At 50.0% G+C, this 21,517-nt stretch carries 21 protein-coding genes; 3 read left to right on the top strand and 18 right to left on the bottom strand.

Translation table 11 applies throughout. The annotated features are described in order from the left end of the window. Positions 1-651: 651 nt before the first annotated feature. The 3 genes from JWF83_RS04195 to yjiA all read left to right on the top strand — a co-directional run bounded on the left by JWF83_RS04195 (position 652) and on the right by yjiA (position 4,077). Positions 652-2,805: a carbon starvation CstA family protein gene (locus tag JWF83_RS04195; RefSeq protein WP_413648898.1), complete on the top strand. Its 2,154-nt coding sequence runs from the start codon at positions 652-654 to the stop codon at positions 2,803-2,805. 86 nt (positions 2,806-2,891) lie between these two features. After that, on the top strand, positions 2,892-3,095 hold the full coding sequence (locus JWF83_RS04190; protein WP_413648896.1) for a YbdD/YjiX family protein: 204 nt from the start codon (positions 2,892-2,894) through the stop codon (positions 3,093-3,095). A gap of 19 nt (positions 3,096-3,114) precedes the next feature. Next, a complete protein-coding gene (gene yjiA, locus JWF83_RS04185; RefSeq protein WP_413648894.1) occupies positions 3,115-4,077 on the top strand; it encodes a GTPase in 963 nt (320 codons plus the stop codon). 25 nt (positions 4,078-4,102) lie between these two features. Here yjiA and btsR read toward each other — a convergent pair whose 3' ends face one another. The 18 genes from btsR to JWF83_RS04095 form a co-directional block, all read right to left on the bottom strand. Next, a complete protein-coding gene (gene btsR / locus JWF83_RS04180; protein WP_413648892.1) occupies positions 4,103-4,822 on the bottom strand; it encodes a two-component system response regulator BtsR in 720 nt (239 codons plus the stop codon). Next, on the bottom strand, positions 4,816-6,504 hold the full coding sequence (locus JWF83_RS04175; protein ID WP_413648891.1) for a LytS/YhcK type 5TM receptor domain-containing protein: 1,689 nt from the start codon (positions 6,502-6,504) through the stop codon (positions 4,816-4,818). The genes btsR and JWF83_RS04175 overlap by 7 nt, the downstream gene beginning before the upstream one ends. A gap of 285 nt (positions 6,505-6,789) precedes the next feature. Further along, positions 6,790-8,385 (bottom strand): hypothetical protein, encoded by a 1,596-nt coding sequence (locus JWF83_RS04170; protein WP_413648889.1) that lies wholly within the window; start codon positions 8,383-8,385, stop codon positions 6,790-6,792. Between the two features lie 322 nt (positions 8,386-8,707). After that, on the bottom strand, positions 8,708-10,237 hold the full coding sequence (locus JWF83_RS04165) for a winged helix-turn-helix domain-containing protein (RefSeq protein ID WP_413648887.1): 1,530 nt from the start codon (positions 10,235-10,237) through the stop codon (positions 8,708-8,710). 290 nt (positions 10,238-10,527) lie between these two features. Then, positions 10,528-11,031: a hypothetical protein gene (locus JWF83_RS04160; protein ID WP_413648885.1), complete on the bottom strand. Its 504-nt coding sequence runs from the start codon at positions 11,029-11,031 to the stop codon at positions 10,528-10,530. Next, positions 11,025-11,216 carry a hypothetical protein gene (locus JWF83_RS04155; RefSeq protein ID WP_413648883.1) on the bottom strand — a complete coding sequence of 64 codons (192 nt, stop codon included), beginning with the start codon at positions 11,214-11,216 and terminating at the stop codon, positions 11,025-11,027. The genes JWF83_RS04160 and JWF83_RS04155 overlap by 7 nt, the downstream gene beginning before the upstream one ends. A 28-nt stretch (positions 11,217-11,244) precedes the next feature. Next, a complete protein-coding gene (locus tag JWF83_RS04150; RefSeq protein WP_413648881.1) occupies positions 11,245-11,898 on the bottom strand; it encodes a hypothetical protein in 654 nt (217 codons plus the stop codon). Further along, positions 11,870-12,424: a hypothetical protein gene (locus JWF83_RS04145; protein ID WP_413648880.1), complete on the bottom strand. Its 555-nt coding sequence runs from the start codon at positions 12,422-12,424 to the stop codon at positions 11,870-11,872. Before JWF83_RS04145 ends, JWF83_RS04150 begins: the two co-directional genes overlap by 29 nt. A 9-nt stretch (positions 12,425-12,433) precedes the next feature. Next, positions 12,434-13,162, bottom strand: coding sequence for a type III secretion system inner membrane ring lipoprotein SctJ (gene sctJ, locus JWF83_RS04140; protein WP_413648879.1), 729 nt, complete (start codon positions 13,160-13,162; stop codon positions 12,434-12,436). Positions 13,163-13,170: 8 nt separating this feature from the next. Beyond that, positions 13,171-13,461, bottom strand: coding sequence for a type III secretion system inner rod subunit SctI (sctI, locus tag JWF83_RS04135; RefSeq protein WP_413648877.1), 291 nt, complete (start codon positions 13,459-13,461; stop codon positions 13,171-13,173). Positions 13,462-13,487: 26 nt separating this feature from the next. Beyond that, entirely contained in the window at positions 13,488-13,748 is a 261-nt protein-coding gene (gene sctF, locus JWF83_RS04130; RefSeq protein ID WP_413648875.1) for a type III secretion system needle filament subunit SctF, read from the bottom strand. Positions 13,749-13,758: 10 nt separating this feature from the next. Next, the gene (locus tag JWF83_RS04125) at positions 13,759-14,949 is read right to left on the bottom strand and encodes a PrgH/EprH family type III secretion apparatus protein (RefSeq protein WP_413648874.1); all 1,191 of its coding nucleotides are present in this window, start codon (positions 14,947-14,949) and stop codon (positions 13,759-13,761) included. A 252-nt stretch (positions 14,950-15,201) separates the two neighbouring features. Beyond that, positions 15,202-15,480 (bottom strand): acyl carrier protein, encoded by a 279-nt coding sequence (locus JWF83_RS04120; protein ID WP_413648873.1) that lies wholly within the window; start codon positions 15,478-15,480, stop codon positions 15,202-15,204. A 15-nt stretch (positions 15,481-15,495) separates the two neighbouring features. Then, positions 15,496-16,563: an IpaD/SipD/SspD family type III secretion system needle tip protein gene (locus JWF83_RS04115; RefSeq protein ID WP_413648872.1), complete on the bottom strand. Its 1,068-nt coding sequence runs from the start codon at positions 16,561-16,563 to the stop codon at positions 15,496-15,498. A gap of 46 nt (positions 16,564-16,609) precedes the next feature. Beyond that, on the bottom strand, positions 16,610-17,908 hold the full coding sequence (locus JWF83_RS04110; protein WP_413648871.1) for a hypothetical protein: 1,299 nt from the start codon (positions 17,906-17,908) through the stop codon (positions 16,610-16,612). 9 nt (positions 17,909-17,917) lie between these two features. Continuing rightward, positions 17,918-19,807, bottom strand: a complete 1,890-nt coding sequence (sctE, locus tag JWF83_RS04105) for a type III secretion system translocon subunit SctE (protein WP_413648870.1) — start codon at positions 19,805-19,807, stop codon at positions 17,918-17,920. 20 nt (positions 19,808-19,827) lie between these two features. Continuing rightward, a complete protein-coding gene (gene sicA / locus JWF83_RS04100; RefSeq protein ID WP_413648868.1) occupies positions 19,828-20,328 on the bottom strand; it encodes a type III secretion system translocator chaperone SicA in 501 nt (166 codons plus the stop codon). 66 nt (positions 20,329-20,394) lie between these two features. Further along, positions 20,395-21,513 (bottom strand): EscU/YscU/HrcU family type III secretion system export apparatus switch protein, encoded by a 1,119-nt coding sequence (locus tag JWF83_RS04095; protein WP_413648867.1) that lies wholly within the window; start codon positions 21,511-21,513, stop codon positions 20,395-20,397. Positions 21,514-21,517 lie beyond the last annotated feature (4 nt).

Below are 21,517 nucleotides of genomic sequence, written 5' to 3'. Positions count from 1 at the left end.
GCAGATAACCCGGCGTTATCCAGGGGCGGCATTAATGCCGCCCGCTCAGTTCTTAGCTACCGCCAATATAGTGTTTGCAGCGTTCATGCACATTCCGGAACCGCACTTTACTACCATCGTACTGCTGAAAAAGCTGTGCCGCATCGGTGGCGGGCGTGATTTTCACATCGCGAGGAATCTCTCTGACCCCACGACCGCTGGCGGGAAAGTAATGCTTTCCTGCTTCGGGAATAAATGAGACCCGGTAGATGGTGACGGTGGTTGTCCCGCTACTTAATATCTGCTGAAGCGCCAGCAAAACATCGCGTAAATAAGGTACATAACGCCTGGTTATCGGCAAAATTTGTCAGATGTTTATCTGTTCTTTTCTGCCTGCCGTTGTCCGCACCACTGAACATTCACCGCGCACTGAATGAGACCCATGTCACATATTTATCTATCTGAAAAACCGCTAAAAACCACTTACCGCTTCAGGTTACCGCTTATCCTACTGATACAACCGCTTAGTCATTTATTCCCCCGTTAACCGACGAAATTAGCCAACATATTGTCAGTCTGGACGTGGCACCCACGTCGTTAAAAATCTGTTCTCGCACACTACCCAAAACAGCCATAACTGTTTTGCTTGTTAATCTTACAATCAGGCCTTTTATGAATAATAAAAAAATATTCAGGCACCTACCCTGGGCGATTATCGGAATCATCGGGGCTTTCTGTCTGGCAACCGTCGCCTTACGCCGGGGTGAACATGTAAGCGCACTGTGGATCGTGGTGGCTTCAGTTTCGGTTTATCTGGTGGCTTATCGCTATTACAGTCTCTACATTGCGCAAAAGGTGATGAAGCTGGATCCCACCCGCTCCACGCCGGCAGTGATTAATAACGATGGCCTTAACTACGTCCCCACCAACAAATATGTGCTGTTTGGCCACCACTTTGCGGCTATCGCCGGGGCTGGCCCGCTGGTGGGGCCGGTGCTGGCTGCGCAAATGGGCTACCTGCCTGGTGTGCTCTGGCTGCTGGCAGGCGTTGTGCTTGCCGGTGCCGTGCAGGACTTTATGGTGCTGTTTATCTCTTCCCGCCGTAATGGCGCCTCGCTTGGCGAAATGGTGAAAGAAGAGATGGGGCCGGTTCCGGGAACCATTGCCCTGTTCGGCTGCTTTATCATTATGATTATCATCCTGGCGGTGCTGGCGTTAATCGTGGTGAAAGCGCTGGCCGAAAGCCCATGGGGGGTATTCACCGTCTGCTCAACCGTCCCGATTGCGCTGTTTATGGGAATTTACATGCGATTCCTGCGCCCGGGCCAGGTGGGAGAAGTGTCGGTGATCGGTATTATTTTACTGGTCGCCGCCATCTGGTTTGGCGGCGTGATTGCCCGCGATCCTTACTGGGGACCGGCGCTTACCTTTAAAGACACCACCATCACCTTTACGCTGATTGGTTACGCGTTTGTTTCTGCGCTGCTGCCGGTATGGCTGATTCTGGCGCCACGCGACTACCTGGCCACCTTCCTGAAAATTGGCGTGATTGTCGGGCTGGCGCTGGGGATTATCATTCTTAATCCGGATCTGAAAATGCCGGCGCTGACCCAGTACATTGATGGTACCGGGCCGCTGTGGAAAGGTGCGTTATTCCCGTTCCTGTTTATTACTATTGCCTGTGGCGCGGTGTCGGGCTTCCACGCGCTGATCGCTTCCGGTACCACACCAAAACTACTGGCTTTTGAAACCGAAGCCCGCTTTATCGGCTACGGCGCCATGTTAATGGAATCCTTTGTGGCGGTGATGGCGCTGGTTGCCGCGTCAATTATCGAACCCGGTCTCTACTTTGCCATGAACACCCCGCCAGCAGGGCTGGGCATCGTTATGCCAAACCTGCATGAGCTGGGTAGCGCAAATGCGCCACTGATTCTGGCTCAGTTGCATGAAACCACCGCCCATGTAGCGGCGACAGTCAGCTCCTGGGGCTTTGTGATTTCACCGGAACAGATCCTGCAGACCGCCAAAGATATCGGCGAGCCTTCGGTGCTGAACCGCGCCGGCGGCGCACCGACGCTGGCGGTGGGCATTGCAATGGTATTCCACAAAATTATTCCGCTGGCGGATATGGGCTTCTGGTACCACTTCGGTATTCTGTTTGAAGCACTGTTTATCCTTACCGCTCTGGATGCGGGCACCCGTTCCGGCCGCTTTATGCTGCAGGATCTGTTGGGTAACTTCATTCCCTTCCTGAAAAAGACCGACTCGCTGATCGCCGGGATGATCGGCACTGCAGGTTGTGTCGGGCTGTGGGGCTACCTGTTGTATCAGGGCGTGGTTGACCCACTGGGCGGCGTGAAAAGTTTGTGGCCGCTGTTCGGTATCTCCAACCAGATGCTGGCCGCTGTGGCTCTGGTGCTGGTTACCGTGGTACTGGTCAAAATGAAACGCAGTAAATACATCTGGGTAACCGTGCTTCCGGCAAGCTGGCTGCTGATCTGCACCACCTGGGCGCTGGGAATGAAACTGTTCAGCGCCAATCCGGCAATGGAAGGTTTCCTGTATATGGCGGGAGAGTACAAAGCGCGTATTGCCGCCGGTGGCTCAGAACTGACCGCACAGCAGATCGCCAATATGAATCATATTGTGATCAACAACTATACTAATGCAGGACTGAGTATTCTTTTCCTGGTAGTGGTTTACAGTATTATTTTTTACGGTATCCGCGCCTGGATGCAAGCGCGCCGCACTACGGAACCGACTGACAAAGAGACGCCGTATATCGCGATACCTGAAGAAGGGGTGAAAGTCTCATCCAGCCACTAATCACCCCAACGACGGCGCCAGCCATGGCGTGAATGTTAACCCGTATCAGCCCCGCTCTGGCGGGGCTATCCCATTCAGGAAGACTTATGTTTGGTAATTTAGGTGAAGCAACAAAGTACCTTGGCCAGGCAGCCAGGATGCTGATTGGTATTCCTGATTACGATACCTACGTTCAGCATATGCAAACCAACCATCCGGACAAACCGGTGATGACCTACAAAGAGTTTTTCCGTGAACGCCAGCAGGCCCGTTATGGTGGTGATGGCAAAGGCGGCATGCGTTGTTGCTGAGGGATAAAGGAGATAAATCATGAGCCAGATTGCGGTAACGGTATTAAGCGGATTTTTGGGCGCAGGGAAAACCACGCTGTTACGTCATATTCTCCATCAACAGCAGGAATACCAGATTGCCGTCATTGAGAACGAGTTTGGCGCCACCTCAGTAGACCATCAACTGATTGGCGAGCGGGCAACCCGCATCACGACGCTGACCAACGGCTGTATCTGCTGTACCCGCTCCAGTGAACTGGAAGATGCGCTGCTGGATCTGCTCGATAGCCTGGATAACGGTGACATCAGTTTTGATCGGCTGATTATTGAGTGTACCGGCATGGCGGACCCCGGCCCGATTATTCAGGCCTTTTTCTCCCACCCGATTATTTGCCAGCGTTATTTGCTGGACGGGGTGATTACGCTGGTCGATGCGGTTCATGCACAGCAGCAACTGGATCAGTTCACTATCGCGCAATCGCAGGTCGGTTATGCTGATCGCCTGCTGCTGACCAAAACCGATATCGCCGCCGACAGCAGCCAGTTAATCGAACGACTGCAGCGCATCAATGCGCGCGCGCCCCTCTATCAGGTGGTGCATGGCGATATTGACCTGGCGCTGTTGTTTAATACCCGTGGCTTTATGCTGGAAGAGCAAGTGGTGCCAGCCAGACGCAGCTTCCATTTTATTCCGCAGCAGCAAAATGATATCAGTTCCATTGTGGTGGAATTTGACTACCCGGTGGTACTCAATGAAGTCTCCGACGTAATGGAAAACTTGCTGTTAAGCTTCGCGGATAACTTATTACGTTACAAAGGGATGCTATGGATTAACGGCGATAATCGCCGTTTGTTATTCCAGGGAGTACAGCGATTATACAGCGCAGACTGGGACCGCGAGTGGCAAGCGGAAGAGACGCCACAGAGTAAGCTGGTATTTATCGGTATTCAGTTACCCGAGCAAAGCATTCGCCAGGCATTCGCCGGGCTGCGGCAGGAATAATTACCCCGGGGGCGGCCTTCGCCGCTCACAACCCCAGGCTCTCTTTCAGCGGCTTAAGATAGCGACGGCTAACGGGGACGGTGAGTCCGCTGCGTAATAGCAACTCTGCCTGGCCATTATCCTCAAGGCGAATCTCTTGCAGTTGCGTCATATTGACCAGATACTGCCGGTGGCAACGCAGCAGCGACGTCCGGCTCTCCAGCGTGCGTAATGTCAGTTCGGTAAAGCCCTCTTTGCCATCATTATTGGTGACATACACGCCACTCATACGGCTGCTGACAAAAGCCACATCATCCATCTGCAGCAGATAAATACGGCTGTGCCCGGCACAGGGAATAAATCGTAGTGGCTGCTGACTTTCCGGCAGCAACGAAATATCCTGAGTGCGCCGCTGCTGGCGCAGCCGCGTCAGCGTTTTCCTGAAGCGATCCGGCGCAATCGGTTTCAGCAGATAGTCGAAAGCGTGCTCTTCAAACGCTTTTACCGCGTATTCATCAAAAGCGGTCAGAAAAACGATATAAGGGCGATGTTCGCTGTCGAGCATGCCCACCATCTCCAGCCCGCTAATCCGCGGCATCTGGATATCGAGAAACAGCACATCCGGCTGCAGTTTATGCACTGCGCCAATCGCCTCAATCGCATTGGCGCACTCGCCGACAATGGCAAAATCAGCTTCATCCTGTAACAGGATCCGCAGATTTTCCCGCGCCAGCGGTTCATCATCAACAAGCAAAACTCTTAACATAGCGGCTCCTCCAGCGGCAGACGCAAACTGATGCAGGTAAACCGATCCGCTTCGCAACTGACGCTAATACCGTAGCTGTCACCAAACTGCGCGCGTAAACGCTTGTCCACTAAACTCATCCCTAAACCGTTGCCTTTCGGCTGTGGCTGATACAGGCCGGCGTTATCTTCAATCGACAGTACCAGGTATTGCCCTTCGCGACGCGCCTGAATCAGAATTTCCCCCTTGCCGAGCAACTGGGAAGTTCCGTGTTTAATCGCATTTTCCACAATCGGTTGCAGACTGAAGGCAGGCAGTTGCTGATGGGCCAACTCGTCCGGGATCTGCAACCTGACATTCAGCAGATCCTGAAAGCGTGCCTTTTCAATCTGGAGGTAGGCATTAACATGTTCAATTTCATCGGCCAGCGTAACCACTTCCGAAGGCCGCTTGAGATTTTTACGAAAGAAAGTCGACAGGTACTGTACCAACAGCCCGGCCTGATCTTTATCACGGCGGATCACCGCCATCAGCGTATTAAGGGCATTAAACAGAAAGTGAGGATTCACCTGGGCATGCAGCAGCTTAATCTCCGATTGCGCCAGCAGCGCCTTCTGCCGCTCATACTTCCCGGCCAGAATCTGTGCTGACAGCAGCTGGGCAATCCCTTCGCCCAGCGTTCGATTAATCGAACTGAACAGGCGATTCTTCGCCTCATACAGTTTAATCGTGCCAATAACGCGCTGATTTTCGCCGCGCAGCGGGATCACCAGCGTTGAGCCAAGTTTGCAGTGAGGATGTATCGAACAACGATAGGGCACCTCATTCCCGTCAGCATAAACCACCTCACCGGTTTCAATCGCCCGGAAGGTATATGCCGATGAAATCACTTTGCCGGGCAGATGGTGATCATCGCCAATCCCGGTAAACGCCAGCAATTTTTCGCGATCGGTGATGGCAACCGCGCCGATCTCCAGCTCCTGGTAGAGAACCTGCGCCACTTTCAGGCTATTCTCTTCGTTAAACCCCTGGCGCAGGATACCTTCGGTAGAGGCCGCCACCTTCAGCGCGATGGCTGAAAAAGCGGAAGTATACTTCTCAAACATCGCGCGCTTATCCAGCAGAATGCGCATAAACATCGCCGCGCCGACGGTATTGGTCACCATCATCGGCGCGGCAATACTTTCTACCAGCTGCAACGCTTCCTGGAACGGACGGGCAATCAACAAAATGATCAGCATCTGCGTCAGTTCAGCGACAAAGGTGATTATTCCGGCAGTCAGCGGGCTGAAAATTTTATCGGTACGCCCGCGCCTGATCAGAATGCTGTGGATCAGGCCGCCAAGCAGCCCTTCAGTAATGGTGGAGATCATACAGCTGAGCGCCGTCATCCCCCCCAGAGAGTAGCGATGTAACCCGCCGGTCAGGCCAACCAGCCCGCCGACCAGCGGTCCGCCGAGTAAGCCACCGATCACAGCGCCGATCGCGCGCGTATTGGCAATCGAGTCCTCAATATGCAGACCGAAGTAGGTTCCCAGAATGCAAAAGATAGAGAAGGTGATGTAGCACAGCAATTTATGCGGCAGGCGTACCGTAACTTGCATTAGCGGGATAAACAGGCGGGTTTTACTCATCAGCCAGGCAATGACCAGGAATACACACATCTGCTGTAATAGCAGTAAAACCAGATTCAACTCGTACATAGCCAGATACCACAAATGCGGAAAACACGAAACATACGCTGAAAAGGGTCTGATTTGTTTGAATCGCGGCAGAAAAATAGCAAAGCGTGACCCGGATCGGATGATAGCCGTTCAATATGACCATGGCGGCGCGAGCATCCGCCGTAAAAACTCTGTCGCTCAGCCCGGCGATGACCGCCGGGGCGGCTCTCCTGATATCACATTATCAGACTTGCCACAACGCCCCGAGGTTGAAGGGTGTTCTTCGCCCTCAATATTCGTCCACTACGGCCGCAAAATAATGGCTCAGTGCAAGGTATCCCGCTCCGCAAGCAACTGCTCCGGAGATAATTGCATCGCTGCCAGAATGTCGCAGTGATTATGGCCGGCCGGCAGTGGGTAACTGATTAAGTCGAATTCAGCGGTGAATTCATCAATGCGGCTCGGGCAAATAATCACCACGTTTTTATCCACCGCAATTTTGCCGATATTGGCGAACTCCCCAAGTAACCCCTGATGATTAAAAATCCTGATCGGATTCTGGTTATCCCAGCCGTTGCCTTCATCATCAAGGATCACATAACACTGTTTCTGACAGGCAATTTTATGCGCGAGCACCTCGACAGGCATCGCATTGATGTCACTGGCATTTTCCACCCGCTCCGAGTCCGTGGTAGAGATATAGTCACTAAAATCAAAGTTATTATTGATGATATCCATTACCACATTCAGACTTTCAGAGTCATTTCTCAGCGAGACACTTAAAGAACTGACAATATCATCAACGATATTAAGTACTTGTTCCTGCTGCTGCGCAGTAATATCGCCATTATTTTTCTTTTCACGAAGTTCCTGACTGATAATATTGCGCGCCTTTAAGGCGTCATTCAGGAAAGCGGAAACCGTAGTATAGTAACGGCCAAACAGCCAGCGGGTGGCGGGCGGCAGGGTCACCTTTTGCGTCTGATAATCATAACTCAGCGCTTCCCCACGACGCAGATAAGCATTGGTTTGAATATTAACCCCGGGAAAACTGGGGTCGCCAAATTGATTCAAATCGGGATATAAAGTGCCATTATAATCCAGGTAGCCGAAGGAAAAGCCAAACCACAGGCTGCTCTCACGCTCACTGCCGCCAGGGAGTGCGCGTTCAATCAGACTGTCCATTACCGCTGGCGTAGCCAGCAGGCCGATAACCGGGCCGATAATACCGGCCTGATGATAAGCCTGATTCAGTAACAGTCCCTTAGCCGGCAATATCGTGCTCATATCCTGCAACGCGTGCTGCAGCGAACGCAGCAGGCTGCGGGTTTTATCGGTAATCCCCAATTCAATGGCCATGGTAAATTGCATATCAGACGAACCATAGGGGATATCCAGTTCAAGCCTTCCCAGTTGCTGACGGTTGTAGCTAAATCCGCCGCATGACCAGCTAAACTGCGCGCCAAACTGCTTTACCAGCAACCCATAACCGTTGATATAAGGGGAGCCGGTACGCACACCAATGCCAATTTCAGTATGAATCGGGTAAATTTCAATCCCGGCAGCAGACAGTACCAGGGTAGTGGTGAATTTAAAATCTGTACCGGTTAAGGGTAATTTGACCTGTGGTCCTATCTGTAATATCAGATGATTAGGGGCCCAGTATTGAATAAAATTCCTCACTGCCACCAACTTGTTGCCCAGCCGGCTACAGAAAGAGTCGGGTAATTCAGCGGCGACGGCAGGATCAAGGATTATCCGCAACTCCGGTACCGCGGAAGAAAAAGGCTGTAAACCGGCAGACGCATTCCTCGAACCGGAAACGCTACTGGCAATTTCGGTTTGGTCCTTACCGCTAATTTTACGTTCCATCCCGGCGGGGTAATCGCGCACTGCGCTCAAGGTTTCTATATATGGCATACATACTCCTATTGGTACTGTCAGCAGCTGCTGGCGGCCGGGATTTTAATTCCCCGACCAGCAAAGGCTGCAATTAAAAATCATTAAGTGCAAGAAAAAATAACGCATCAACCTCCTTATTAAATTATTAGTTAATATATAATTTATATATTATTTATAATATCAACTATCATATTTCGCTCAAAGATGAAGATATTCTGATGGGGCGGGAATATGGCGCAGCAAGCCCCGGCTAGTCGCTATCAACAAGGATAGCAAATAAACCGGGGTTGCGTGATACCGGGAAATCCGTCAGATATCGACGGCAAGATGACTGGCAGGTTTAGTCAAAAAGCGGCATCCAATAGACCGACTTTTTGGGTAACGATATTTGCGGCATATTTTGTAAACGTTTCAGTTTCTTTAGGGTCTCACCACCCTGCTGGCTGGTCACCGCTTCATAGCAGCAGCTGACAAAGGCACAGGTATCACGATAATGTTTCACTTCATGTAAACAGGCTGTGGCTTTATCCATTTTGCCGGTTCTGGCAAACAGAATAGCCAGTAAACAGTTAATGATAATGTCGCAGGAGCTGTCCCGTCCCTTCATTTCCGTGGCATAAGCAATCGCCGCCGCCGCATCGCCGACCAGCGTCAGGATCACCGCATGCAGGATCTTTGCCGCAAAGAAATCAGAATTAAGCGACAGAGCGACCCCGGTCATAATCTGCGCCTTTTCGTACTGCTGATTCTGCACCAGGTAGCAGGCGTAGTAGTAGTAGACTTCAGCGCTCAGCGGCGAGAGGATAATTGCCAGTTGAAAATCCGACTCTTTTTGTCTGGCATAAATATCGCGACACATCAGGGTCTTCATCGAGATAGCCAGCGCGTTGCAAGGTTCATCAATCAGCACTTTATCGGTGATCAGCGTGATAATTTCTTCCGCCTTCTCATATTTCATCAAGCCGAGGCTGGCCAGAGAAAAATAGCAACCGGCCAGATGGCATAGGGTGACCGAATCATAATTATCCAGCAGTAACGAGTGGGAATCGATGTTTTTATAGGATTCAAACAGAAAGAATGAGTAGTTATTATAGTTATTTTTAATCTGGCAAAGATTGTTGTTAGCAGAAACCAGCGCCTTAGCAAACTCTTTGGTTTCCCGATGGGATATTTTATGCAACAATAGCGATATAATATTATTAAATCTTACCAGATTAATCGAGTTATCAGCCGAAAGCACCACCGAGTCACGAAACACCACCGTCAGCAGCGTGCTGTCGATCAGCTCGACTTTAATCACCGTATCCAGCCCGGTTTTCAGTTCAATACCGGTCAGAAAATAGCGCACCCCCGTGGCTCTCAGGCTGTTAAAACTTTCCGTTAAATTATGACTATTCACAGTTAATACTGACGGCAGAAAACGAAAACCTTTTGCTTCAAAAATCGCACTGTGGTTGATAATAAAATCGAATATCATCATCGACAACGTTTTGTCTTGCATTACAAAAGGAAATATCGCAAGGGTATCTTTTTGCTCAGGTTTTTCCTCTGCTGTCAACCGCGCCACCCGGGTCACATTCATCACAAAAAGGTAGCCTTTGCCATATACAGTATTGATATAACGATATGAGGAACTCTCACCCAGCAGTTTACGCAACACATATATACAACGGGAGAGCGACTCGTCAGAAACTTCACCACCTTTCCACACTTCCCGGATGATATGATCTTTGGTAATCACTTCTCCCGCATGTTTAACCAATAGGAGCAATACCGCCATTTCCTTAGGTGGAACAGTAACAATCCTGTCTTTGTGATACAGGACTTGATCACCACAAAGGGTAAAGTCACTGAAACGATAATTTTCCATGTCAATTTATCCATTTACTGTTAAACAAATATTTCTAACAAATGCTATCAACTGCCATTTCGTCTCTCGACCTGAGCATGGCAGGATAATCAGATGTGTGACTATAAAAAAGATAACATAACGGGATCAATTAAAATGTGAAATCCTACAATAATTATCGATTTATAAGCGCCTTACCAAGGGTATTTCAAAATAGTATTAACGGAGAGTAAAAAGAAGTAATTTTATGGAAAGTTAAGTACGCGACTGAGTAAAATCTCCCTGCTCTGCGCGCATTATTATGGCTAATTTTAGAACACCCTTTGATTTTCACAATGCAGATAACCGTTCTTCGCCTCGTCCCAAAGCATTTTCGCGCGTTTATTACTTTCCGGCAGCGTAATCATGGCACAGAGCCCGGCTAAGCGTTTTTCATCACGCAAAACAATATTAAGTTCATCCCAGAAATGGCGCTTCTCTTTGTCGCTGAGTCTGGCCAGCTGCTTGCGCAACTCGGCCTGATGCCGCTCTTTACTAACTGAGCCGGGGCTGGTCAGATAATCATGCCAGGTTTGTACGCCGGCAATCGCATAATGCGAAGATGCCTGACTGAATTGCTGGTTTTTAATACAGCTCACCATATATTCATAATGCCTCTCGGCGGTTATCGAGCCAACGGATGCCGGAGAGATATCAGCACAACCGACCAATGGCTCTCCTGCCGCCGTGGGGTGTTCTGTCAGCGTACATCCTGCCAGCAACAGGAGTGACAGCAGGCAACAGGTGACAAAACCGGCTGGATTAGCGGTTACCACTCGATTTTGCTCTCATCTGGCCAGCCGCCTTCTGACAGCATAATCTCCAGCCGCCAGCTATTAATCATCCCTTCCAGCATAATCTCCATGTTACTTTTGTCCGCAGGCTTTTCATCCTCCCCGCCATCCTCCTCTTCCTCTGGCAGAAAAAGCGACTGCAAATAATTAACCGGTAAAATATCCATGCGTTCTTCTCCTGAACAGAATGTATGATTAAAAAAGGGCGCGTAGCTTCTCAAGTGATTCACTACTTATTTTCCGGATTCGCTGTTCGATATCTTCATTATTATCAACCAGACGACGCACTAATCCGGCGGTAAACTCGTCGGCATTAAACTCCATCAGTTGATCGCCAAACTTTACCTGGTAAAAATCATATTGATGAAACACGATTTGTGGTTCAGTGAGCAGCCAGCTACGCAGTTTGCTGCAAAGTTGCGCCGCAAGATGTTTCTGATGCTGAGGCAATGAAATAATCAGATTATCGCCGCTATTCACGCTATTTATTTTAACCCACTCAATAACCAGATTTAAAAACAGCGTATTGTCGCGCAACGTGGCCTGCATTGCCGCTTCGATTTCATGCTGTAAAACTGCCTGCAACCTTGCATGCTCTCTGGCGACATCTTTGAAATGACCCGCAATATGTTCAATACAATAGATGAGCCCCATTTCAAAACCATCATGAAAGGCGTTGTCTTTAATCTCCTCACTTTCACGCCAGGCATCACTGATTATTTTTCGCGCCCGATATCTGGCTTCCTCATCAAGGTTATTGACTCTTTTTTTCGCCGCCAGATAATCGCGGGTCAATAACGTATCTTCAATTGCATTCAGTTCAAACCGTGGTCGGGTATTTTCTTGCATGCTGAATCGCCATCAGAAATAACATCGAGTCAAAATCGCGGACCATGCCGCGACAAGACGCGTCCATCTGTTGCGGGAACAACAACCGGATGCGTTTCACTACCCCATCGGGTAAGGATGAGAACAGCGGGCAGAGCTCTGCCCAGGCCAGTTGCCACAGTAGCGGCGTATCAATGGCCTCACTGTCACAGAACAGTGGCGGAACGATCTCAATCCGCATAAAGCTACGCGCCCTGGCGCACAGTAACAGTCGCGCTTCACTTTGCCGCAGCTGCTGTCGATAGCGCTGACAGGCCATATACCATACTGCCTCGCGCAGCATATACCAGTGGTCGATAATCATCGGCGTTGAACCGCAATCGGTCACCAGCGTGGCAGCGTCATCAAGGGAAAATTGCCGCACCACAATTTTATTAATAATCCCGCGCGCGATACCCGTAGTACAGCTCGCCGGCGCCTGCGCCCAGGAGGAGTGAATCCATGAAATAGGATCGGCGACAATTCTTTCCACATCAGTTAAATACACGGCTGAACTCTACATTTTCTTTTTCAGGTTGATCTTATTTATCCATCGTCGTTTATCGGCCAGACCCAGCAGGGTGATAACCAGCAAGATGAGGGCAATAATCACCCACAACATGTTGTATTTATTGCCATATTGCTTTACCTGGGTCGGCGGCAGTTGCCAGACTTCTGGCGCTGGCGTCATCACCACGGAAATATTGTCATAATCGACATTAGCAAAGCTGTTTTTTACCAGTCGCGTAGCATCGGCAATTAAATTACCCGACGAGATATTTGCCGTATCGTAGCGCAGCAATACCGCCACATGCATCGGCCTACCCTTTTTCTCCGCATCGGTATTACTGATATCATAGCTGACATGTACCCGTGATGAGACTACGCCGCTGATCTGATTCAGTGTCTGCTCAAGACGTTGCTCAATGGCGGAATAAATCCTTGCCGCCTCAGCGCGGGGCGAAGAGATCAGCGCATCAGCCGGAAACATCTCGGCAATTTCAATCCGCGGTTTGGACGGCAGATTATACACCGTGATCAGATCAACCGCCGCTGAGAAATCACTGATACCGACATACACGCTGTAACCCGATTTCGCTACGCTTCTTTTACTGGCGTCAATATTGTGCTTCTGTAGCAGTGCGACAACTTCATTGGCCTGGTTCTGATCAAGACCATTCAGTAATGCCTCATCTTTACAACCGCTAATAAACAACACCATTGTCAGTAAAATACCCTTTATCATTCTCATTATTAAGCACGTATTAAGGTATCAACCGCAGTCACCGCCTTTCTGGTCAGCGTTGAATAAAGTGAAAGTTTTATATTATATTCAGAGGCTTTCAACTGATATTGATAAATAGTTTCTATATCAGTGGCATTAACCGGATCGCTGACGCTTTTCAGCACCGCAACTTTATCTTTATATTCTGCTGCGACATGATGGGTATAAGCCTGACGGATCAGACCCTCCAGCGAATTAATACCCATATCATTGTCAGCAGATGCGCTACTGGCGCTATTTTCCAGAGAAACAGGCAGCATTATTCACTCCATATGCTCATCACGATTTATCTGAAGTTAGCAATAATGGCGGTGGCGACATCTTTGTAACTTTTCACCACGCTGGATTGCGTTTGTCGATAGACCTGATAATCCGACGAAAGCGACTGATACTTAGCCAGCAGGGTGGGATCAGATGAGTTATCTTTTAACTCATCCAGCGCCGTCTTCAACTCCTGATTTAATGTAACCACTCTCTCATTAAATCCATTGGACAGATTGGTCAGGAAACCGTCCCAGAAATCCTGCTCATTTTCAATAAAAGCCATACCTGCTCCTTTAGCCCGTAGCGGGGAAATGCCATTGATCGGCGGTTATTTTGATATAGCTATCGGTACCATAGCGCCAGGATTTCCCCTTCAACCGGTTATCTTCTAGTCTGATATCAAACTGAATATAGTTCCCTTTCCATTTACTGCGGAAATCAGTCACGAATGCTTTCAGTGCATTCAACTCACTGTCATTTAGCGTGCTGTTAACCGAAAAAGTCACGCTGTCGCTATTATTTCTGCGGTCAAAATGCGGCACAATACTTACCAGCCCCTGCTCAGCATTATCAGCAATACTGCCATCGCTGAGATAACTAAAACTGAAGCCGCTGGCCCAGCTAAACAGCGACAGCAGTTTTGCTGAAACCTGATCCAGCTGCTGCTGATTAATCATTTTCGCCCGTTCGAGACTGAGAATAATTTCTGGCCTGCCCGGCACGTCAAAGCGCACACCATGAAATTTTACCTGCGGCCAGCGCGCCGTGATTTCGCGGGCAATATTCTCTTCTGCGCTTCGGGCTGAGAGTACGGTGTACTGATTGGCGATATTATTTTTAATCAGCGATTGCCACGCCCATGCGTTGCTAATCGGTTCGCGCGCCAGCACATAGACGCTGGCATCGCGTCCGACAAAGGTCTGAAACGCCTGCGGTTTCCCCCCCAGCGTCAGCGACAGCTGATTCAGTTGCCGCTGATCCTGCTGCCCCAGCAGATAATAGCCCGTCACGCCAGCCGCTAACAGCAGCAGCAGGCTCAGCATCTTTACTGTCCAGCCACGGGAGCGCGGCTCCGCTCGCGCGGCTGCCGGCATCGGGATAGCCTCCTCGCCTGGCGCCGCAGGCATCTCTGCCGATGCCTCCTGCCACTCACTTCCTTCGGGCCGCAAGACAAAACTGACGCCGTCGGCCTCGACCGTCTGATGAAAATTGATCGTTCTGCTATCGGTCTGGCCGTCATGGTTTATTACCAATAACGGCAGCGGCATCGCTGCGTTATACACGATGTCGAAGCAGGTGGTAATATTGTCGTCCAGCACATAAATGGTGGCCGGGTCGTGCGACTGCAACTGAGCGGATGCCAGGGCAGAACGATCGGCGACCACAAACGAGGCTCTTTCTTCACGAATAACATATTCGCACCCTGCCAACCGGGTATTTATGAAACGTACGACGTAATGGCGTTCCATATCCTCAGTACTCATTGCTATCATCCGTTGATTACAACCCGCCCTGCAAATTATGACCTCAAGCTACCATGGTAAAATCATGGATACTTGACAGAATACTGATGAATTTCAATCTAATTTTTCGTCGCGAATTTTCTTGCTGCCAGTGCAGAACCGGGGATAGCGGGGAATAATGAGAGGGAAATACCGCTGATAAAACCGGCACCGGATCGACCTCGCTTTCTCCGGTGCCGGAAAGTAGCGCCAGCTGTCAACCGGCGACGGAATTTAATTCGCCGCCAGTTTGCTGGCAACCAGACGATAAACATCAGCGAGTTGATAAATATCATTCATCTCACTGTCGGCAATACCAATATTAAAGGCGGCCTCAAGTTCATACACAATTTCAGTCAGGATTAGCGAATCAATATAGAGATCGACCACCAGCCAGCATGAATCGTCGATTGTGGCGCTATCCCGCGCACAGCAGCGGGCGACTATCTGTTTGATCTGCGCGCTGAGCGCCACTGGATCCCGAAGTACTACGCCATCACAGGCTTCTGCCATACCTCTCACTCCTTATCAACGCAGATATTCCTTCTGCACTTCAGCTTCCTGTTGAATAAAACGTGTGAGAATCTCCACCCGCTGGTTAAAGGAGGAGTTGGCGTAGCTCAGTTTCTGTGTCAGCGTCTGCAAGGCATTATTCAGGAAATCGGCCTGGGTGTTAAAACCCACTTCCCAGGCATTGTATTCCGTCAACGCCATTTCCACGAGGCCCGGCCACTTAAAACCATCAAAGTTTTCGATCATACTCTCCAGAGGCTTGAGATCGATCTGCACCCAGTATCCCCCGCTACCATCAGACTTCAGGCTATCTGCCGATAACCCCATTATTTTTATCCAGTCTTCAGCGGTTTTTTTGTCGGTGACGCCATAATTCCCTCCGGCATCCGGCGGTGGGAAGAGCTGTCCATCAGTGCCACTAAAATCGGTCAACAGATTTTGCAGTTTTTCGCGGAAAGACTCGTACGTGAATTTGATCTGACCCTCTTTTGAACCGGCAGAAATATGCGCCGCAAGGGTGGCTTTAACCGCAATAAACGCTTTATAGAAAGCACTCATCTTGTCAAATGCCTGCATAAACACATTCAGGTAGCCCTGCTTCATTGCTTCAATAGTTTCCCAATGTATTTGCTCAAGATCTTTTTCGCTCGTCGCTTGCGGATCGGCATTAAGCAGGCGTACAGCCAGTTCGGCGAAATAATATTCCAGCTCGCTGGCTTCATCCGCCAGTGAGTCTGCAATCGCACCGGCGGCGGCATCCTGCGCCGCTTTGCATAACACCTCATACTCCACTACCGTGACGGTGATCTGCGGAACCCCGGCCACCGGGATCGCTTTACACGCCAGCTGTTCCGTCGGCACCGGCAGGCAATAGCGATTATCGCTGGCCAGTCGCCGGGAATAGCCGTCGCTAACGCGCTGGAAGGTTTTGATTATCTGATCGTTACGGTCGGGCGCAGGATCCGCTTTGCGCTTATCTGGCACGACGCAGCTTTCTTCCGCCCGGGCCTTTTCCTCAGGCGGCAGGGCGGGCGTATCTGACCAGAATGACTCATCTGTCCGGGTACGGGTGAATATTTCCATGATCCTCTCCCTATTATGCTTAGCAACCCTCTGTCCGTAAGGGCCGCTATATTTTAGTATTGGCAATAATCGTTGCAGCGGTCTTCAACTGGGCATTCTGTAATTCCTGCTGCGTTTTAAGCATCAGTTCCATTATCTGAACGGTTCTGCGTCCGAGCTCGATATTGGCATCAGCGGATTTAGCGGATATCTGCGAAAGTTTTTCGTCAATATGTCCCGCACTTCGGTGTTTCATCGCTTCGCTCTGCCCGCCGGCATTCGCCAGTGAACTGCTGGTATGGCCTATCTGCGTCATCAGCGCCACTTGCGCCTGGGTTTTGGTCTGCAAATGACGCAGTTGATCCTGTTTATGCGCATTAGACTGCTGTTCGGCGCTGATCTCATCGTTGCGCAGGTCCAGCTTAGTATTCTCTTCTTTTAGCTGTTCGAGCTTTCCGGCACGGTCGGCATCAGCTTTATCAATGACTTTTAGCTCGTGCTGTTTTTTATCGAAGTCGGCGTTATTGGCGCTTAATTTATCCTTCACCGCGTCATGTTTTTGCTGCAGCCGATAGGTATCATTATCCAGCGCCCGCTGTAATTTCAGCTGTTGCTGTATTTGCGCCTTATCGCTCTCCAGCTTTAGTCCATCCTGGCGCAGTTCCTGCATCTGCTGATTAAGCTCGTTACGTTGTGCGCCGTTGGTTGTCTGCTCTTTGTACAGGGCGTTGGTCTGTTTATTGTTATCCACTATCTGCTGCTTATTCGCCAGTCGCTCAGCGTTCAGTTGCTGGTTACTGTCAGCTAATTTCGCCTCCTGCTTCATATTCTGACCGGTGGTTTTCAGCGACTTAGCGGCTGCGGCGCCAGCGATGGTAATACCCGCCACGCCACCGGCAATGGCCGCGGTGAACCCGGCCCGACCCTCCTGAATCATATTTTCGGCGCTACGCTGGGCCATCTTAAAAGAAAGCTTCACCTTCTCTCCCTGCCATTCACTTTCCGCCGCCATCTGCAAGCGCAGCGCCAGCAGTACCTGGTCAAGAACCGCCATCATCGCCATCATCCAGCTATTGGCAAAGTCCGGTTGTTTATCCTCGCTCTCCTTGCGTTGAACGCCGGGAGCATTAGCCCGATCGCTGATAGCGGCAAACAGATCGTCAGTATCCTTAAGCCCGGCAGGCAACGGTGTCCGTAACGCAGGCTGATTATGATTGAGCGCTACGCTACGGATAGCGGTGATAATCGCCTCATGCGACCGTTGCGGGTCCGGAGGATTAACCACAGCAGAAGAGGTTAGGGCGGCAATATCGTTATCCGTATAAAACTGCGGTAAAACGCCAGTGTTAGTAATTGAATCCATCATCTCTGCTCCTTAGATTTTTTGCCGTCTGCTGATGCGCATATTCGTTTCGTAGGTGGATTGCAGCATTTCACTGAGCATCAGGCTCTTTTCATTCAGATCGTCATTATCTTTCTTCATCCTCTCCAGCATTTGCTGCAATTCTTTGCTCAGATGCTCCATTACCTTTGAATTAACCTGCACTGCCGCCAGCGCCTCCAGCGCCTGCTCATCCGCTTTTGCCACAATCACGCCACCGGCTCCCTGTGCGGTGCTATTGGTAAAGGTGACGATATCGTTTGCCATCCGGAGGAAACTCTCAGCCTGCCCCTGGGTGAGATGGAATTTTTTAAGCGCGCTGGATGAAAAATCATCCAGCGCCTTAGTGAATTGGTTATTAAAGTTTTTGGCAGAAGCGCCCATTTTTTTCAGGATATCAGGGGTATTTTTGGCGGCCGCTTTCATGGTGCCCTGCACATTTTTTACCACTGCCTGCGCCATTGTCTTGCCAAATTTGTCATACACCACCTTAGCGGCGCTTTTCAGCACGTAGGCGGCGGCAACAATCACCGCTACGGTCGCCGCCGCCGCCGTGGCGGTATGAATGCTGTCCATCATATTGGCGCCGGTCGCCTTATCGATGGCATTCAGCAGCAGGCCGAGTGGCGTTTTATCAAAAATCTCACAGACCACTTTACTGATGGCGTTCATTAGCGGCATAAAAATATGCTCCATCAGCGGGGCAAACATCCTTTCCGATAGCGAAACGCCAAATACCGCCTCGCTGACGGTATCGACCAGCAACATACCAATACCGATCACCATCAGCGCCGCACCGGCGCCGCCAAATATCACACTCAGGGCACCGATGGCAGTCAGCACGCCGCCAAGAATTTTAGACACCAGCCCGCAGGTTTTACTGGCCTTTTCCGCCTTACTGTTCTGCTCATTGGCTTCGTCGATTTTCTTTTTGATGCTCTCCTGCGTCGCCTCCATACGCGCTCTATTCAGCGCCTGATCGTTTTTCAGCTTGCTCAGATTACTTTCACTGATCACTACCATTAATTGCGTCATCGCCAGCGAGATGCGCTCCGCCGCCGACAGGTTCTCCTTCTCCGCCGTAGTCACTATGCTGCGGTTCATCACCAGCTGACCGGCAGCATTAATACTGATATTGGTCACCTGTTTAATCAGATCGCTATGCTGATTGAGTAACGCCTGCGACTGGTCCAGTAGCGTTAACACTTCTGCTTCCGCCGTTGCCACCGCGCCAGAAGCGCTGCTAACGGCATTTTTCGCCGCCGCGATTTTTTCGCTCAGCGCCATATGGCGCGGATCGTCCGCCGTGACCCCCTCCTGCTCCAGCGCCGCCAGTTCGCTCTGCAAGGCGGCCAGCTGTTGCTTTGTCGCCTCCAGCAGGTTTTTCTTCTCCTCCAGCCCGGCGGTTGCCCCTTCCAGCTCGTTTAGCGCCGCCTGCAACTGCGCGATCACTTTTTCCATCGCCTCGTTCAGTTCGGATGCCTCTTTCATCCGCGCGTTGGCGCTGGACACCAGCACCGTCAACACATTGGCCAGTTTGTTCTGCCCTTCCTCAGCGGTCAGTTGGTTAAATTGCCCAAGGCGTAATAAAATCTGGCCATCTTTATTTAGCGTGGTGCCCTCACGGGCCTTACGCAGCGCCGGGGCGCCATCGCTATCATTATCCTCACTATCGCTAATCGCCTGAGTGGTCAGCTCCGCATGCAGCGCCTCTCTGGCCTGTTCAGCAACCGATCGTGCTTTGTCAGGTGAAACCAGGCTATTACCGATAAAACGATTAGCGATTTTCCTTGCCAGCGCCCGGTCGGCATTGCCATTCTCTGGCGGCATATTAAACGTCAGCTCAGCCATTGCCGGCCGGCCGATATTGCTGATATAACCCATTCTCTGACCTCCTGAAGATATTAAGCTGAACTCTTGTCTTTACTTAAATCAGCCCGATTTTTCTTAATCGTTTCAAAATACACCCGTGCTTTTCTTACCAGTTCCTGATCCGGACACTTTTTCATCACCAGTTCAAAAAGCTGTAGCGCCTTAATTACATCCCCCATTAGCAGCTGGCATTGGCCACTGTAAAATATCGGACTGTAATCTTCTTTTGCCAGGATATACGCCAGTGAATAGAGATCGCAGGCTTTCTGGTATTTTTTCTTTAGCTGATTTACCGCGCCAAGACCAATAAAGTAGTCGGGATTATTTAAATCATACATACAGAGCAGACTAAAATAGTGCTCAGCTTCGTCAAGACGCCCCTGGTAATAAAAATGGTGAGCATGGGCATAAATATCTTCCATGGTATCATCGGGAATGCCCTGCAAATCCTTTAGCATGACACCTTGCTGAACATACTCCAGCAGCATGGAACACATTTCAGCTTCATGGATTGTCTCGTTTTCCTGAGTCATATCTCTTCCTTAGTTTAACCATCCATGATGAATGGTATTATTGAAGCAAAGTTGCCGTTTTTTTACTCACAAAGAACGCTCATCACTATCAGATTTATTAGCTGATGGTTTCTCTTCAGCAACGTCTGTCAGGTTATTTTCGCTTTTCTCCGGCGTCCATTTCCTTTCCACCTGTTCCAGCCAGACAAGAATATCCATCACCTCGGTAAACATTTCGAGGCTGACAAATGAGTATTTTTTGTGGGTACGATAAATCTCACGCGCCAGACGCACATTTTCTACCACGGGTACTCCGACCTGCTCGGCATAGCGACGCACCGCCAGAGCACGCTGATCTTTTTCCAGTAGCGAGATAAATGGGATTGGCGCAATTTCCATATTAAGATAGATACCCACCGCAATATGTTTCGGGTTGGCGATCACCACATTAGATTTTTTGATATCTTTTTTGGTTTCTTCCGACAACAGTTCCTGATGCAGCGATTTACGTTTTTTCTTAATTTCCGGATTGCCGTTAATCTCTTTGGTTTCCCTCTCAACCTCTTTTTTATCCATCTTCAGTTCTTTGATATACAACAGATATTCCGCCACGCAATCAATCAGAATAATAATCAGAATACAGGCGATAAATATCACCAGCAGGGAATGCAGCAATTGCCCCCATACCCGGAATAGCGTGGCCGGTTCGGCATACACCAGACTGATAATCAGCCCGCGATTTTCCTGCCAGAAAATAAAGGTGGCGCAGACAAAACACCCCAAATACAGCAGCGCTTTAATAAAATCTTTCAGATTGCGCAGATTAAAGATTTTTTTGAAACCCTTTACCGGATTCACCGCCGAAAAGTTAAGCTTAAAGATCTTTGTCGCCAGCCGCATACCGGTCTGCAGGATGCCGGGCAGGAATGCGGCGGCAATACAGAGTGCCGCTACCGGCAGCAATATTTGCAGACCAAACCAGACACATTGCAAAATATAGCCATGCAGTGTGAAGTGATACTGACGCGCCACCACCGCCTGCAGAATGTCGGAAAACGCCCGCAGCGAGGTAAAATTCAGCACCACCTCAATACCGACCAATGTCAGACAGGTAGTAATCAGATCCTTACCCTTAAAGGTCTGCCCCTTTTTGGCCGCATCGCGTTTCTTTTTGTCGGTGGGCTTTTCTGTTTTGCTGGTTGACATGGAG

Source organism: Pantoea sp. B65 (genome assembly GCF_047308185.1).
GTDB lineage: Bacteria > Pseudomonadota > Gammaproteobacteria > Enterobacterales > Enterobacteriaceae > Erwinia.
This window is presented reverse-complemented; position numbering and strand designations above follow the sequence as displayed.

Bases quoted from the DNA above. Each gene is read 5' to 3' on its own strand.
- sctE (WP_413648870.1), bottom strand. From the start codon at position 19,807: ATGGGTTATATCAGCAATATCGGCCGGCCGGCAATGGCTGAGCTGACG.
- btsR (WP_413648892.1), bottom strand. From the start codon at position 4,822: ATGTTAAGAGTTTTGCTTGTTGATGATGAACCGCTGGCGCGGGAAAAT.
- JWF83_RS04170 (WP_413648889.1), bottom strand. From the start codon at position 8,385: ATGCCATATATAGAAACCTTGAGCGCAGTGCGCGATTACCCCGCCGGG.
- JWF83_RS04175 (WP_413648891.1), bottom strand. From the start codon at position 6,504: ATGTACGAGTTGAATCTGGTTTTACTGCTATTACAGCAGATGTGTGTA.
- sctJ (WP_413648879.1), bottom strand. From the start codon at position 13,162: ATGATAAAGGGTATTTTACTGACAATGGTGTTGTTTATTAGCGGTTGT.
- sctI (WP_413648877.1), bottom strand. From the start codon at position 13,461: ATGCTGCCTGTTTCTCTGGAAAATAGCGCCAGTAGCGCATCTGCTGAC.
- sctF (WP_413648875.1), bottom strand. From the start codon at position 13,748: ATGGCTTTTATTGAAAATGAGCAGGATTTCTGGGACGGTTTCCTGACC.
- yjiA (WP_413648894.1), top strand. From the start codon at position 3,115: ATGAGCCAGATTGCGGTAACGGTATTAAGCGGATTTTTGGGCGCAGGG.
- JWF83_RS04195 (WP_413648898.1), top strand. From the start codon at position 652: ATGAATAATAAAAAAATATTCAGGCACCTACCCTGGGCGATTATCGGA.
- JWF83_RS04095 (WP_413648867.1), bottom strand. From the start codon at position 21,513: ATGTCAACCAGCAAAACAGAAAAGCCCACCGACAAAAAGAAACGCGAT.
- JWF83_RS04120 (WP_413648873.1), bottom strand. From the start codon at position 15,480: ATGGCAGAAGCCTGTGATGGCGTAGTACTTCGGGATCCAGTGGCGCTC.
- JWF83_RS04155 (WP_413648883.1), bottom strand. From the start codon at position 11,216: ATGGATATTTTACCGGTTAATTATTTGCAGTCGCTTTTTCTGCCAGAG.
- JWF83_RS04115 (WP_413648872.1), bottom strand. From the start codon at position 16,563: ATGGAAATATTCACCCGTACCCGGACAGATGAGTCATTCTGGTCAGAT.
- sicA (WP_413648868.1), bottom strand. From the start codon at position 20,328: ATGACTCAGGAAAACGAGACAATCCATGAAGCTGAAATGTGTTCCATG.
- JWF83_RS04150 (WP_413648881.1), bottom strand. From the start codon at position 11,898: ATGCAAGAAAATACCCGACCACGGTTTGAACTGAATGCAATTGAAGAT.
- JWF83_RS04165 (WP_413648887.1), bottom strand. From the start codon at position 10,237: ATGGAAAATTATCGTTTCAGTGACTTTACCCTTTGTGGTGATCAAGTC.
- JWF83_RS04190 (WP_413648896.1), top strand. From the start codon at position 2,892: ATGTTTGGTAATTTAGGTGAAGCAACAAAGTACCTTGGCCAGGCAGCC.
- JWF83_RS04110 (WP_413648871.1), bottom strand. From the start codon at position 17,908: ATGATGGATTCAATTACTAACACTGGCGTTTTACCGCAGTTTTATACG.
- JWF83_RS04125 (WP_413648874.1), bottom strand. From the start codon at position 14,949: ATGAGTACTGAGGATATGGAACGCCATTACGTCGTACGTTTCATAAAT.